15 protein-coding genes are annotated in these 13,728 nt (G+C 69.3%); 10 read left to right on the top strand and 5 right to left on the bottom strand.

Annotated elements, in window-relative coordinates:
* The first annotated feature begins 30 nt into the window (after positions 1–30).
* The 9 genes from HNO51_RS16030 to HNO51_RS15990 all read left to right on the top strand — a co-directional run bounded on the left by HNO51_RS16030 (position 31) and on the right by HNO51_RS15990 (position 7,007).
* On the top strand, positions 31–1,047 hold the full coding sequence (locus HNO51_RS16030) for an ABC transporter substrate-binding protein (protein ID WP_209537854.1): 1,017 nt from the start codon (positions 31–33) through the stop codon (positions 1,045–1,047).
* Positions 1,044–1,808 carry an ABC transporter permease gene (locus HNO51_RS16025; protein WP_209537853.1) on the top strand — a complete coding sequence of 255 codons (765 nt, stop codon included), beginning with the start codon at positions 1,044–1,046 and terminating at the stop codon, positions 1,806–1,808. The genes HNO51_RS16030 and HNO51_RS16025 overlap by 4 nt, the downstream gene beginning before the upstream one ends.
* A complete protein-coding gene (locus HNO51_RS16020) occupies positions 1,801–2,469 on the top strand; it encodes an ABC transporter ATP-binding protein (protein ID WP_197448242.1) in 669 nt (222 codons plus the stop codon). The genes HNO51_RS16025 and HNO51_RS16020 overlap by 8 nt, the downstream gene beginning before the upstream one ends.
* Before the next feature lie 277 nt (positions 2,470–2,746).
* Complete coding sequence (pqqA, locus tag HNO51_RS21295) at positions 2,747–2,821, top strand: pyrroloquinoline quinone precursor peptide PqqA (protein WP_114477445.1); 75 nt, start codon at positions 2,747–2,749, stop codon at positions 2,819–2,821.
* Positions 2,822–2,911: 90 nt separating this feature from the next.
* A complete protein-coding gene (gene pqqD, locus HNO51_RS16010; protein ID WP_197448241.1) occupies positions 2,912–3,211 on the top strand; it encodes a pyrroloquinoline quinone biosynthesis peptide chaperone PqqD in 300 nt (99 codons plus the stop codon).
* Positions 3,174–4,313: a pyrroloquinoline quinone biosynthesis protein PqqE gene (gene pqqE / locus HNO51_RS16005; protein WP_209537852.1), complete on the top strand. Its 1,140-nt coding sequence runs from the start codon at positions 3,174–3,176 to the stop codon at positions 4,311–4,313. Before pqqD ends, pqqE begins: the two co-directional genes overlap by 38 nt.
* Before the next feature lie 135 nt (positions 4,314–4,448).
* Positions 4,449–4,952, top strand: a complete 504-nt coding sequence (locus HNO51_RS16000; protein ID WP_197448239.1) for a urate hydroxylase PuuD — start codon at positions 4,449–4,451, stop codon at positions 4,950–4,952.
* Between the two features lie 10 nt (positions 4,953–4,962).
* On the top strand, positions 4,963–6,072 hold the full coding sequence (serC, locus tag HNO51_RS15995; RefSeq protein WP_209537851.1) for a 3-phosphoserine/phosphohydroxythreonine transaminase: 1,110 nt from the start codon (positions 4,963–4,965) through the stop codon (positions 6,070–6,072).
* A gap of 38 nt (positions 6,073–6,110) precedes the next feature.
* Positions 6,111–7,007 carry a beta/alpha barrel domain-containing protein gene (locus tag HNO51_RS15990; RefSeq protein ID WP_209537850.1) on the top strand — a complete coding sequence of 299 codons (897 nt, stop codon included), beginning with the start codon at positions 6,111–6,113 and terminating at the stop codon, positions 7,005–7,007.
* A gap of 76 nt (positions 7,008–7,083) precedes the next feature.
* Here HNO51_RS15990 and HNO51_RS15985 read toward each other — a convergent pair whose 3' ends face one another.
* The 5 genes from HNO51_RS15985 to HNO51_RS15965 all read right to left on the bottom strand — a co-directional run bounded on the left by HNO51_RS15985 (position 7,084) and on the right by HNO51_RS15965 (position 12,990).
* On the bottom strand, positions 7,084–9,186 hold the full coding sequence (locus HNO51_RS15985; RefSeq protein WP_209537849.1) for a 4Fe-4S binding protein: 2,103 nt from the start codon (positions 9,184–9,186) through the stop codon (positions 7,084–7,086).
* A gap of 5 nt (positions 9,187–9,191) precedes the next feature.
* Entirely contained in the window at positions 9,192–10,007 is an 816-nt protein-coding gene (locus tag HNO51_RS15980) for an ABC transporter permease (RefSeq protein WP_209537848.1), read from the bottom strand.
* Positions 10,007–10,783 carry an ABC transporter ATP-binding protein gene (locus HNO51_RS15975; protein WP_242597135.1) on the bottom strand — a complete coding sequence of 259 codons (777 nt, stop codon included), beginning with the start codon at positions 10,781–10,783 and terminating at the stop codon, positions 10,007–10,009. Before HNO51_RS15975 ends, HNO51_RS15980 begins: the two co-directional genes overlap by 1 nt.
* Entirely contained in the window at positions 10,780–11,748 is a 969-nt protein-coding gene (locus tag HNO51_RS15970) for a YVTN family beta-propeller repeat protein (protein WP_209537847.1), read from the bottom strand. Before HNO51_RS15970 ends, HNO51_RS15975 begins: the two co-directional genes overlap by 4 nt.
* 69 nt (positions 11,749–11,817) lie before the next feature.
* Entirely contained in the window at positions 11,818–12,990 is a 1,173-nt protein-coding gene (locus tag HNO51_RS15965) for an ABC transporter substrate-binding protein (RefSeq protein WP_197448233.1), read from the bottom strand.
* 267 nt (positions 12,991–13,257) lie between these two features.
* On the opposite strand from HNO51_RS15965, the gene pedF reads away from it, so the two are divergent.
* On the top strand, positions 13,258–13,695 hold the full coding sequence (gene pedF / locus HNO51_RS15960; protein ID WP_197448232.1) for a cytochrome c-550 PedF: 438 nt from the start codon (positions 13,258–13,260) through the stop codon (positions 13,693–13,695).
* The last annotated feature ends 33 nt before the right edge of the window (positions 13,696–13,728 follow it).

Below are 13,728 nucleotides of genomic sequence, written 5' to 3'. Positions count from 1 at the left end.
AGGCCGCCGCGCCCTTCGTATCGTGCAGGCATGACGATACGCACTCACGCCTCATGGCCACTCGCGCTGTGCCATGCCCTCAGTCGCATCTTGCTCGTGTTCGGGCTCGGGCTGGGCCTGTGCCTGCCGCTCGCGCACGCCGGGGAGCCGCCCCCGCTGCGGCTCAGCGTGCTGCAGTCGGGCACCGCCCACTGGGAGCTGGAGCACATGCGCCGCCTGGGGCTGGATCGCCAGGCGGGATTCGCGCTCGAGGTACGCCTGGTGCCGCACCTGCCGGCGTCGCGCATCGCGCTGGCCAGCGGCGAGGTGGCCGGCGCCGTGGCCGACCTGCTGTGGGTCCAGGCGCGCTTCGAACAGGGCGAACCCTATCTGTTCCTGCCGTTCTCCGCACAGATCGGCGACATCATGGTGGCCCCGGATGCCGATATCGCCTCGCTCGACGACCTGCGCGGCAAGCGCATCGGCGTGGCCGGCGGGCCCGACAGCAAGGGCTGGATCCTGCTGCGCCGGGTCGCGGCCGAGCGCGGCCTCGACCTGGAGCGCGAGGCCGAGGTGCAGTACGCCGCGCCGCCGCTGCTCAGCGAGGCGCTGCGCCGCGGCCGGATCGATGCGCTGGTGACCTACTGGCACTTCGCCGCACGGCTCGAGGCGGCGGGCGAGGGGCGCCGGCTGCTGCAGATGGCGGACCTGCTCGACGCCCTGGCGCTCGAGCGCGACCTGCCGGTGCTGGGCTACGTGTTCCACGAGGGCTGGGCCCGCGAGAACCGCGCGCTGCTGGATCGCTTCGCCGCCGCGCTGGACGCGACCAAGCGCTCGCTGGCAGGCAGCCAGTCCCACTGGGACGCGCTGCGACCGCTGATGCGCGTGGCAAGCGACGCCGAGTTCGAGGCGTTTCGCCAAGGCTTCCTCGGCGGCGTGCCCGCGCCGCTCGACGAGCGGCGCATCGCCGACCTCCAGGCGCTGCTGCGGCTGGCCGGCGCCGATGCCGAGCGCCTGTTGCCGCCCCGGCTCTTCTACCGCCACGCGGCTCGAACGGAGCCGCCGTGAGCGTGCGCGCCCTGGCCGGCTGGGTCGGCCTGCCGGCGCTGCTGCTCGTCTGGTGGCTGGTCGCCGGCCTGCTGGACAGCGCGCTGCTGCCCACACCGGGGGTGGTGTTCGAGACGCTGTGGCAGGCGCAGCAGGCGGGCGAACTCTGGCATCACCTGGCGGTAACGCTGCGCCGGGTGGCGATCAGCTTCCTGCTGGCGATGGCCCTGGGCACGCTGCTGGGGGTCTGGATGGGGCGCAGTCGGCTCGTCGACGATCTGCTCGACCCGCTGCTGGTGGCGCTGCTCAACCTGCCCGCCCTGGTCACCATCATCCTGCTCTATGTGTGGTTCGGCCTGGTCGAGGCCGCTGCGGTGCTGGCGGTGGTGATCAACAAGGTACCCAACGTGGCGGTCACGGTGCGCGAGGGCGCACGCAGCCTCGACGAGCGCCTCGAGCAGATGGCCGACGTCTACCGTTTCGGCCGCGCCAGGCGCCTGGTTCACGTGTGGCTGCCGCAGCTGGCCCCCTACCTGATGGCAGCGGCCCGCAGCGGCCTGGCGCTGGTGTGGAAGATCGTGCTGGTGGTCGAGCTGCTGGGGCGCTCCGACGGGGTCGGCTTCCAGCTGCACATGGCCTTCCAGCTCTTCGACGTGGCCACCCTCCTGGCCTACAGCCTGGCCTTCATCACCGTGGTGCAGCTGGCCGAACGCGGCGTGCTGCGCCCGCTGGAGCGCCGCGCCACGCGCTGGCGCCGGGTCGGGGGAGCGCGCCATGCTTGAGCTGGACGTCACCCGCCACGGCACGCCTCGGACGATTCTCGGCCGTCTCTCCCTGCGTGTCGCCGCGGGTGACCGCATCTGCCTGCTGGGTCCCTCGGGCAGCGGCAAGACCACGTTGCTCAACCTCATCGCCGGCCTGGATGCTCCCTCCTCGGGTGGCGGCGTGACGCGCGAGGCCGCGCTGCGAATCGGCTACCTGTTCCAGGAGCACCGACTGCTGCCGTGGCGCACGCTGCGTCAGAACCTGCTCCTGGTCGGCGCCGCCCCGGAGGACGTCGACACGCTGCTGGCCCGGGTCGACCTGGCCGGCCACGGCGACGACCTGCCCGACCAGCTGTCGCTGGGCATGGCGCGCCGGGCGGCGCTGGCACGCTGCCTGGCCGTCGAGCCCGACCTGCTGCTGCTCGACGAGCCCTTCGCCTCGCTCGATTCGCGCCGGGCGCAGGCGCTGCGCGCATGTCTCGGCGCGCTGCTGGAGCAGCACCCGCAGATGGCGATGATCTGCGTGACCCACGACGCGCAGGATGCGGCGCGCCTGGCCAACCGGGTCTGGTATCTCGACGGTCGGCCGGCGCAGCTGCGCTGGGACGAGCGGCTCGCGCAGGACAGCGATCGGGCCGCGGTGGTGCAGACCCTGTCGCGCCTGGCCGACCCCCTCTGACCCGCGTGCCGCCGGGTGACGGTTCCCCCTCGCTGCCCCCCGTGCGTGCGCCGTTGCCGCCCGAAAACGCCGGCAGGCAAGTGCCAAGCCAAGCTTCCTTGAGTGGGGTCAATTACCCTGCGTAGCGCCGTGATTTCACAAAAACTAGTTCAAAATCAGTACGAAAGGAGTAACGGGACGCGGCCAAAGTGCCATTCCAGGGGCGCGGCGACCCGCCTAGCCTCGATAAGGCAACACTGTCGTTGCAGACAACGAATCGCATCATGGGAGGTGCGCCATGCAATGGGTTGATCCGGCATTCTGCGACTTGCGTCTGGGCTTCGAAGTGACGGCCTACGTCTACGTTCGCTGATCGAGACCGGGCGGGAATGGCAGGCGCCACTCCCGCTTTTCTGAGACGAAACGGGCAGGTCCGCAAGAGCAAAGGGCAGGGGAGGAGACGATGACTGACCAATCGAGCATCGACATGGCGGCTTGCTATTCGATCCACCCGACGTTCCTCTTTCGCTGGGAAGCGTCCCAGGATGCCCACGTCCTGCTTTACCCCGAAGGCATCGTCAAGCTGAACGAGACCGGTGGTCGTATCCTCGCGCATTGCGACGGCGATACCACCGTGACGGCGATGATCGATGCGCTCGCCACATGCTACGACGCCAAGCGCGATACCGTTGCCGAGGGCGTCGTCAAGTTTCTGGAGGTGGCCCATGACAAGGGTTGGATCCGTGCCGAGCCTCGACGGTGAGGGCAAGCCCATCTGGGTCTTGCTGGAACTCACCTATCGTTGCCCGCTCAAGTGCGTTTTCTGCAGCAATCCGGTGGATTTCGAGCGCTACGGCGAGGAGGAGCTGAGCACCGCCGAGTGGAAGCGGGTGATGCGTGAGGCCCGCGATCTGGGGGCGATGCAGATCGGTTTCTCCGGTGGCGAGCCGACGCTGCGCAAGGACCTGGAGGCGCTGGTGGCCGAGGCCAACGACCTGGGTTACTACACCAACCTGATCACCTCGGGCATCGGCTTGACCTCACGCCGCCTGGCAGCGCTGAAGGAGGCGGGGCTCAAGCATATCCAATTGGGCTTTCAGTCCAGCGACCGGCAGACGGCGAACTGGCTCGCGGGGGTGAACAGCTTCGATCGCAAGCTGGCCATGGCGCGCGAGATAAAGGCCCACGGTTTTCCCATGGTGCTCAACGTACCGATCACCCGCCACAACATCGCCCAGATTCCCGAGATCATCGAGCTGGCCAGCTCGCTGGGCATGGAGTACCTGGAGCTGGCCAACGTCCAGTACTACAACTGGGCGCTGCTCAACCGCGACCGCCTGCTGCCCACTCGCGAGGAGCTGGCCTGGGCCGAGGCCGAGGTCGCCAAGGCGCGCCGCCGGCTGGGGGGCTCGATGACCATCTTCTTCGTCATCCCCGACTACTACGAAGGCCGTCCCAAGGCGTGCATGAACGGCTGGGGCTCGATCCACCTGACCATCGCCCCGGACGGGGCGGCGCTGCCCTGCTCGCAGGCGCGCACCCTGGAGACGCTAGCGTTCCCGACCGTGCGCGAGCACAGCCTCGAATGGCTGTGGCGGGAATCGCCCACCTTCCGCAAGTACCGGGGCGACGAGTGGATGAAGGAGCCCTGCCGTAGCTGCGACGAGCGCGAGCGCGACTTCGGCGGCTGCCGCTGCCAGGCGCTGCTGCTCACCGGCGACGCCGCCAACGCGGACCCGGCCTGCAGCAAGTCGCCGCATCATGGCGTGATCCAGCAGGCCATCGCCCAGTCGCAGGCAGTGGGTGGACGGGGCGAACTCATCGCCCGGCAGGGCGGCCTGGCCTCCGGGAGGAGAGGCGCATGAGGCTGCCCCATGACTCGCTGGCCGGGACTCTGTCGGCCGGCATCGCCCTGACGGCCGTGCTCTATCTTTGGCTGCGCATGCTGGTCTAGGCCCTTCGCGTCCCTGTGTGACGCCTCAACGGAATAGGAGTCCGCCATGATCGCCTCGTTCCTCGACCTGCTGCTGCGCTGGTCGCACCTGCTGTTCGCCCTGGTCTGGATCGGGCACAACTACGCCAACGTCGTGAAGCAACCGACCTTCATGCCGCTCGGCGGGCAGCGCGACGAGCCGTCGCGCAGCGCCGATCTCGAGGCGCGGATGCAGCGCGAGCACGGCACCTTTCGCTACGCTTCGATCGTGGTCTGGGCGTCCGGCATGGCCATGCTGTGGCAGCGCGGCTGGCTGCCGGACGCGCTGCTGCTGCAGGGGCCGCTGGCGGTGATCGGCATGGGCGCCTGGATCGGCACGCTGATGCTGCTCAACCTGTGGCTGGTGCTCTGGCCGCACCAGAAGAAGGTGCTCGGCTTCGTACCCGCGCCGATGGAGGAGCGGGTGCGCTGCTCGCGCATCACCTTCCTGTCGTCACGGACCAATACCATCCTGTCGATACCGCTGCTGTTCCTGATGCTGGCCAGCGGTCACGGCCTGCAGCTCTTCTAGGCGCACCGCGATGCACGCCTCGGCGGTCTACAACTTTGCCGCGGGCCCCGGTGTCATGCCGCAGGAGGTGCTGCTGGAGGCCCAGCGGGAGCTGCTCGACTGCCGCCGCAGCGGCATGTCGATCCTCGAGATGCCGTTCACGGGGGAGGCGTTCCAGGACATCGCGGATCAGGCGCGGCGCGACCTGCGCGAACTGGTCGGCCTGCCGCCGAACTACCGGGTGCTGTTCCTGCCGGGCGGGGCCTCGACCCAGTTCTCGCTGCTGCCGATGAACCTGCTGCCGCCGGATGGCCGGGCGGACTACGTCGACAGCGGCCACTGGTCGCGCAAGGCGATCGCCGAGGCCCGGCGCTACGTGCCGGTCAACGTGGCCGCCAGCGGTGCCCGGTACGGCTACCGCCGGCTGCCGTGCCGCCGGCATTGGCGTCTCGACCCCGGGGCCGGGTATTGCCACATCACCAGCAACGAGACCGCCGACGGGCTGGCCTACCACCGCCTGCCCGACACGCGGGGCGTACCGCTGGTCGCCGACATGACCTCCGACTTCCTCTCCCGCCCGCTCGACATCGAGCGCTTCGGCGTGATCTACGCCGGCGCCCAGAAGAACATCGGCCCTGCCGGGTTGACCCTCGTCATCATCCGCGATGACCTGTTGCGAGCGGCCTGGCCGGCGTGCCCCACCGCGTTCAGCTACCGCGTCCAGGTCGACAGCGACAACCGCTTCAATACGCCGCCGACCCAGGCGATCTACCTGGCCGGGCTGGTCTTTCGCTGGCTGCGCTCGCAGGGCGGCCTGGGCGCGATGGCCGCGCGCAACCGGCGCAAGAGCGAGGCGCTCTATGCCTTCATCGACGCCAGCGACTTCTACGCCTGTGCGCAGCGGGTCGCCGACCGCTCGCGCATGAATGTCTGCTTCCACCTCGCCGTGCCGTCGCTGACTGCTGAGTTCGTCGCTCAGGCGCGCCGCCAGGGGCTGCTCAACCTGCAGGGCCATGCCGCCGTGGGCGGACTGCGTGCCAGCCTCTACAACGCCATGCCCGAAGCCGGGGTCGAGGCGCTGATCGCCTTCATGGCGGCGTTTGCCGCGCGCCATGGCCGGTCGCGCAGGCGCTGCGGATAGTCGTCGTGCCTGGCAGCGCCGGCGTGTCGCGATGCCTCATGACCGCCTTGATGCGGCAAGCGCCGCGCCTGGGGCGTGGCGTCGCCTACGCCCGTGCGCAGCTGGCCGCCCACTGGCTCGCCTCGCCGGCACGGTCGGACGGGAGGCGTGCGCCGGCAACGGTGCACGCCATGGGGCTGGGATTTGCCAATCCGCTGGGGATTGCCGCCGGCTTCGACCGTTGGGGGCGGCTGGGATGGCGGGCCCAGGCCCTGGGGTTCGGTTGCCTCGAGCTCGGCTCGCTGACGCCACGGCAGGCGAGTGCGCTCAGCCTCGGGCCGCGGCCGCCCCAGGCCTCGCGCCTCGTCATCGGCTTCAACCTGGGCCTGCCGCCGCGCTGCGACCTGGCGCAGGCGGCCCCGGCCTATCTTGCCGGGCTCGCCGCCGCCTGGCACGCGGCGGACTATGCGGTGATCAACCTGGGGAGTCCCCAGGCTCACGCGCTGACACAGCCCCCACGGCTAGGCGAGTTGGAGAGCCTGCTGGCTGCGCTCGTCGAGCGGCGCGATCGGCTGGCGGCACAGGCCGGTCGCTGCCTGCCCTTGGCCGTCAAGCTGCGGCTCACGCTCGATTCGCCGCTCCCCGCCATCGTGGCGCACCTCGCTGTGCTGGGTATCGATGGGCTGATTCTCGCCAGCGATGCCGGGCCGCCGGCAACGCCACAGCGCTACGCGGCGTGGCATGACCCGCTGCGCCAGCGCCTCGCCTGTCGCCAGGTGGCGCAGGCGCACGCCTGCCTCGCCGGGCGTGTGTCGCTGGTCTCGGTGGGCGGCATCGCGACCGCCGCGCATGCCGAGGCGCGTCTGCAGGCGGGGGCGGCCCTGGTCCAGGTGCACGATGCCCTGGTCTACGAGGGGCCGCGGGTGGCCCTGGGCATGCTGAGGGAGCTGTGCTGACGGCTGCGCCGGGCGTGGCCCGGGCCGGCCAGGCCATGACCCGCTGGCGGGGGCGAGCCGTGTCAGGCGCGCGGCGTCATGCCACGTTCACTGCGGTGATCCGGTCGCGCTGCCGGCGTTTGCGTCGCAGCCGCTTGTCCACGCACTGGTCGTCATCGTGCAGGATCACCAGGCACTCCAGGCATTGTATGCATTCGTCGTAGTCGATACTGCCATCGCGACGAATGGCGTTGATCTCGCAGCGCTGGTGGCAGAGCTGGCAGGGCTGGCCGCAGGCCTCGATGCGCGTCAGCCAGCTGAACAGGCGGAACCGGCCGAGGATCGCCAGGCCGGCCCCCAGCGGACAGAGGTAGCGGCAGAAGACCTTGTGCACGACCATCCCCGCCAGCAGCAGGCCGACGGCGTAGGCCACGAACGGCCAGGCGCGCCAGAAGTAGAGCGTCAGGCTGGTCTTGAAGGGCTCCACTTCCGCCAGCCGCTCGGCCAGGGTGGGGGAGTGGAAGGCGGTGGCGAGGAGAACGATCAGGATCAGGTACTTGAGGTAGACCAGGCGGCGGTGCCAGGCGCCGGGAACCTTGCGCTGGCGAAGTCCCAGCCGCTTGCCGAGCCAGGAGGCCATCTCCTGCATCGCCCCGAAGGGGCACAGCCAGCCGCAGAACAGGCCGCGACCCCATAGGAACAGGGTCGCGAAGGTGAAGCTCCAGAGCACGAAGAGCACCGGGTCAAGCAGAAAGGGGCCGAGTTCGAAGCCGTCGTAGAGGGCCAGCAGCAGGGTGAAGACGTTCACCACCGAGAGCTGGCCCTGGGCGTAGAAGCCGATGAAGAGCAGCGTGAAGAAGAGGAACCCCCAGCGGAAGCGATGCAGCCCTCGCGGATACCGGCTGAAGCGGTGCTGGCCGGCGAACAGGACGCTCAGCACGGTGAGGCCGGCCATCAGCAGCGTGACCTGCAGCCAGCGTTCCTGCCACACCCCCACCCAGGCCGGCCGGGTGGGGCGCGCCAGCGGAGCGCTGACCGCTACCGGCTCGAAGAGCTCGTCGGGCAGGTGCAGTTCGGTGCGAAACTCGGCGCGATCCGCGACCAGCGGGTTCCTGGCCAGGGGCAGGTCGAGCACCAGGTCGGCGTCGGCGCCGGGGTTGAACCCGCCGCTCCCCCCCATCTCGAACAGGTGGGCCTGGCGGAAGGCCGGCATGCCCTCGGCCCGCAGGGGCGCCTCGGGCGGCAGGCGGTCCATGTCGCGCAGCGCCACCGCCAGCGGGCCCTGTTCCAGGCTCAGCCGCTCGGCGACACTCTGGGGGCGAAACTCCTGCGCCACATGACCGACGAGGCCACTGGACATGACCGCCAGGATCTGCCGGCCTTCCGCGAGTTCGTCGGCCAGGCGCGAGAAGGCCTCGTCGCCCAGCAGGTTGCGACCGACCATCGGCGCGCTGACGTAGGCGTAGTAGAGGTCGAGGAAGGCGTCGTCGGGGGCGGCCGTCGGCAGCTCGGGGTAGCGGCTCAGCGCGGCGCCCAGGGCGGCTTCGGCCTCGGCCACGGAGATCCGCCAATGGCCGATGTAGCCGCGGTCGACCATCTGCCGCCAGGTCAGGGGTTCGTAGAGCGCCTGGCGGGGCCGCGTGGCCGCCTTCTGGGCGAAGGCCTCCAACTGGCTGCGCGCCACCTCGATGGCCGACGACAGTACCGTATCGTTGATGATGATCACCGACACGGTCGCCGAGGTGACGCCGTCGATATAGACCGTCCCGCCCGGGGTCCCGCTGCCGGCCCTTCGGCTGCTGACCACGATGTGCTCGGTCAGGGAGCGCCCGCGGTACTGGCCGACGAAGGCCTGCAGCGGCGCTTCGCCCAGTCCATGCAGGAACACCGGTTCATGGTGGTCGAGCACCTGGACCCCGGTGAAGATGCCGTCGACGTCCAGGCCGATCAACAGGCCGATGGGGCGACCCGAGTAGCCGGGAAGATCGCGAATGTCCCGCGACTCGTAGGCATAGCCCAGCAGCTCGTCGAGCTGGTAGACCGGGTAGACCGAGGTGTCCCCGCGCTTGTCCTCGATGCGGGTGGCCTTGGGAAAGAGCTGCTGGATGCGTGCCTGCATCTCGGGGGATGGTTCCGCCAGCAGCGTGGGGGAGGCCAGCAGCAGGACGATCGCGAGCACGAGCGAGCGCAACGGGAGCATGATCGTCAGCGCCCCGCGCTGGCCGGGCGCCCGGGGGTGACGCCCTGGCCGCGCTGCAGGTTGAAGGTGAGCACCGCCAAGGTGGCGAACAGTGCGGTCAGCCCCAGACACCACAGCAGGGGCTCGAGCGCGAGCCGACCGTAAAGGGCGAAGCGCACCAGCTCGACGCCGTGGGTGAAGGGGTTGTTGGCACACAGCCAGTAGAGCCAGGGCCCGGCCTCCTGCATCTTCCACAGCGGATAGAGCGCCGAGGAGAGGAAGAACAGCGGGAAGATCACGAAGTTCATCACCCCGGCGAAGTTCTCCAGCTGGCGCACGGCGTTGGCCAGCACCAGCCCCAGGCTGCCCAGCATCATCGCCACCAGCAGCAAGGCCGGCAGCGCCGTGGCCAGGCCGACGAGCGGGGGGCGAATGCCGTACCACCAGGCGATGGCGAGGAAGGCGTAGACCTGGACCAGCGACACCAGCGAGATCGCCAATACCTTGCACAGCAGCAGGAAGGGGCGCGACAGCGGGCTCATCAAGAGGACCTTCATGCTGCCCATCTCGCGGTCGTAGACCATCGACAGCGAGCCCTGCATGCCGTTGAACAGCAGGATCATGCAGCACAGCCCCGGGGTGATGTAGACCTCGTAGACGATGTAGGTGCCGTAGGGCTCCATGATCGAGATGCCCAGCACGGCGCGGAAGCCGGCGGCAAACACCACCAGCCACAGCAGTGGACGTACCAGGGCACTGAAGAAGCGTGTGCGCTGCTGCACGAAGCGGCGCCACTCGCGGCCGCCGACACCGAGGAAGCAGTACCAGTAGGCGGCAAGCATCAGGGGCGCTCCTCTGCGGCGATCTCATGTGGTGCCGTCAGCCGGCGGAAGGCATCCTGCAGGGTGCGGCTCCCGGTACGCCGGCACAGCGCGCCGGCCTGGCCGGCGGCGACTACGCTGCCGGCGCACAGCATCACGACGTTGTCTTCAGGGGCGATCTCGTCGAGCAGGTGGGTCGTCCACAGCACCGTCATGCCGCGTTCACGGCACAGCGCGCGCACGTGTTCGTTGAGCGCCTGGCGGCTGGCGGCGTCCAGCCCGACGCTGGCCTCGTCGAGTACCAGCAGCGCCGGCTCGTGGAGCAGGGCCCGGGCGATCTCCAGCCGGCGGCGGTGGCCGCCGTTGAGCCGGCGCACCCGCTCGTCGGCGCGCGCCTCGAGCCCCTGGCGGGCCAGCTCGCGGTCGCAGCGCTGGCGCGCCTGGCGCCACCCCAGCCCGTGCAGCGAGGCGTGATAGAGCAGGTTCTGGCGTACGCTGAGGTCGAGATCCAGCGTCGGCTGCTGGAACACCACGCCCAGCTGTCGCCGCACCCGGCGCGGCTCGTGGCGCAGCGAATGGCCGGCGATGCGGATCTCGCCGGCCTGGCTGCGCAGCAGGCCGGTCATCAGCCCGATCAGGGTGCTCTTGCCGGCGCCGTTGGGGCCGAGCAGGGCGTGGAAGCCGCCGCGCCCCAGGGCGAAGCTCACCCCGTCGAGGGCGCAGCGGACGCCGTAGCGGTGCTCGACGTCGTCGACCTCGAGCATCGGCGCGTGGACGACCTGGACCGAGGCGTTCATGGCGCGACGACCACGCCCCAGGGGTAGCGGCCGACCTCGATGGAACGGGTCACGGCCAGCTGTTCGACGTCGATCACCGAAACGTCCCCGCTGATGCCGTTGGTGGTGAAGAGCAGGCTCTCGTCCTCGTTGAAGGCCAGCTGCCAGACGCGCCGACCCACCAGCAGGTAGTCGAGCACCTCATGGGTCCGGGCATCGACCACCGCGACGTGGTTGGCGGGGCCGAGCGCGACGAAGGCGTAGCGGCCGTCGGAGGTGAGCGCGACCCCCACCGGCTGCACCTTGTCCTGGTTGACGCCGCGGATGGCGAACTCCAGCGTGGCGATCTCTTCCAGCGCTTCCACGTCGATCACGTGGACCGTCCCGCCGATCTCGGCCGAGGCCCAGGCCACCTTGCCGTCGACGCTGAACTCCACGTGGCGGGGGCGCTGGCCGACCACCATGTTCTTCTTGATCGTGAAATCCTCGGTGTCGATCCAGTGCAGCATGCTGGTGGTCTCGCTGGTGTTGACCGCCCAGCGGCCATCGGGGCTGACCGCCATGCCCTCGGGCTCGATGCCGACGTCGATCTGGGCCAGCACCTCCTTGGTCGGCACGTCGACCACGGTGACGATGGCGTCGTCCTCATTGGCGATGAACAGCCAGCGGTCGTTGGGGTGCAGGGCGAACTGCTCGGGATCCTCGCCCGAGGGCAGGGTATCGACGATGCGGCGCGTCGCCAGGTCCATGATCTGCACGGTGTCGTCGTCGCTGGCGCAGATATAGAGCTTGGTGCGGTCCTGGGAGAGCAGGATGCCGCGCGGGCGCTTGCCGACCGGAATGGTCTCGATGACCTCCAGCGATTCGGTATCGATCACCGAGATGCTGTTGTCCTTCTCGTTGGAGACGTAGGCCAGCCCGGCCAGGGCGGGGGAGGCCAGGGTGAGCAGCGTCGTGGCCAGGGCGGTGCGCAGTAGCGGGTTCATCGTCGGGTTCCTTGCGTCAGGGAGGTTGTTGTTGAGCCGCCAATCGGTGGCCGGTGAGGCGATCAGCCATCAGGGCTGGAGGCGACAGTCGCTCTCGGCGGCGTCGTAGCCCAGGGAGTCGAGATCGGTGACCGGGTGCAGAAAGCCTTCGATGGGGGCGGCAATGACCAGCCCTTGGGGATGCACCAGCGGTATCGGTTGACGCAGCTGGCCGTTCCACGGGCGGTAGCCGAGACGGCGGCCCTTGAAGGCGGCCAGCTGGAAGTCCTCGGAGAGGGTGAAATCGCGAATTGCCTCATGGCCGGCGGCGCCGAGTTCGGTGACCGCCGTGCCTATCGAGCGCACGCCCGCCCAGGCGGCGTAGTCCTCCCCGTTCATGTCGCGCCCGGCCAGCTCGCGAAAACGGTTCTGCAGCTGGGCGGCGCCCCAGCTCTCGACCACCCGATGCCAGGCCACCGGGGTCATGCCCTGGGTGCCCACCACGGGGCGCGGCAGCCAGGTGTTGAAGGGCACGTACTCGCCGAAGTCGCCGCGGGTATCGGCGACGACCACGACGTCGTAGTCGTCCGCCTGGGTGAACAGCGGCAGCTCGCGCGATGCCGTACGCCTCAGGTCGGCGTCGAAGGTCCAGGTCTTGTCGGCGACGAGTCGGACGCCGAAGCGTCCGGCCGAGCGCCGGAAGGCATCCGCCCAGGCGCGGTCGGCCTCGGTCGGCCCGGCGATGAGAAAGGCCCGCTGCCAGCGCCGCAGGTTGAGCCACTGGGCCAGGGCGTCGGTGAGCATGGCGTAGCTCGGCTGGGTGTGCAGCACGTGGGGGCGGCAATCGCCGGTGCGCAGCGAGTCCTCCTGGGCCCCGGCGTTGAAGAGCAACGCCCGCCCGGTCGCCGTATCGGCCATGGTCATGAGCGTCTCGGCGGGTACGCGCAGCACGAACAGCGCGATGCCGGCGTCGAGCATCTGCTCGAAGGCCGCGTGCGCCTGCTCCTCGCTTTCGACGACGTGCGACTCCAAGGCATAGCGCTGGTCGAGGAAGCGTCCGCTGGCGTTGTTGTCGTCGACGGCCAGCTCGGCGCCGCGTAGGCCGGCGTCCTCGGGGGCGGGCGTCACGTTCGACAGCACCGGGCCGGTGTCCGGCACCCACTGGACATAGCCGATGCGTACGTCCAGGGCCATGACCGCAGCAGGGAGTGCCAGCCAGCAGAGGCCGAGGATGGTCGCGACTCTCGTGACGTGGATCGACATGAGTCATTCCCCCGGTTGGTGTCGTGTTCATGACCTTAGGCAAGGCAGGGGGAAGGGAGAATCTTTCCATGGTCGCAATGAGGCGGTACCTAAGCACTATACCCTAGGTCTCAGAGGCGGCTGGTTACTACCAAGGAAGTGGTTTTCGCGGCCCAAAGTGCCATTCCTCGCGTGACAACGGCTTCCTAGACTTGGACCAGATTCGCCGAGCTTGACCCGACGAGGCGACGAAAAGCGTTCAACAAATCCAAGCCGGAGGCGACCGAAATGAAAGCCACTAGCCTGCTCAATACCCGCGTTATCAGCACCGGCCTAGCGCTCGGATTTCTCACTCTTTCGGTCGTTGCCATGGGGCACGGCGACGTGACCCCGCAGGAGGTCGATACCGGCGCTCTTCCGACATTGGGCAGCGAGCCGCTCAGCGAGAATCCCTTCCGTCCCGGCAACGAGCATGGTGAATACCATGAAGAAGCCGTCAAGGTCGGGGAGAGCGGCTATGCCGGCAACTGCGCGGTCTGCCACGGCATCCAGGCCCAATCCGGCGGCCTCACCCCCGACCTTCGCGAACTCGAGGAGTGGGACGACGAGTACTTCATCGGACGCGTGCGCAACGGCACCGGCAAGGGCATGCCCTCGTTCAAGGACAATCTCGACCAGAACGCCATCTGGGCGATCAAGACCTACGTCGAATCGGTCAAGGAGTAGGCCGAGGAACGGGCGCCAGGGGGAGGCGTGGCA

The organism is Billgrantia sulfidoxydans (assembly GCF_017868775.1).
GTDB lineage: Bacteria > Pseudomonadota > Gammaproteobacteria > Pseudomonadales > Halomonadaceae > Halomonas > Halomonas sulfidoxydans.
The sequence above is the reverse complement of the archived record's forward strand: the minus strand, read 5'-3'. Positions and strand labels throughout refer to the sequence as shown.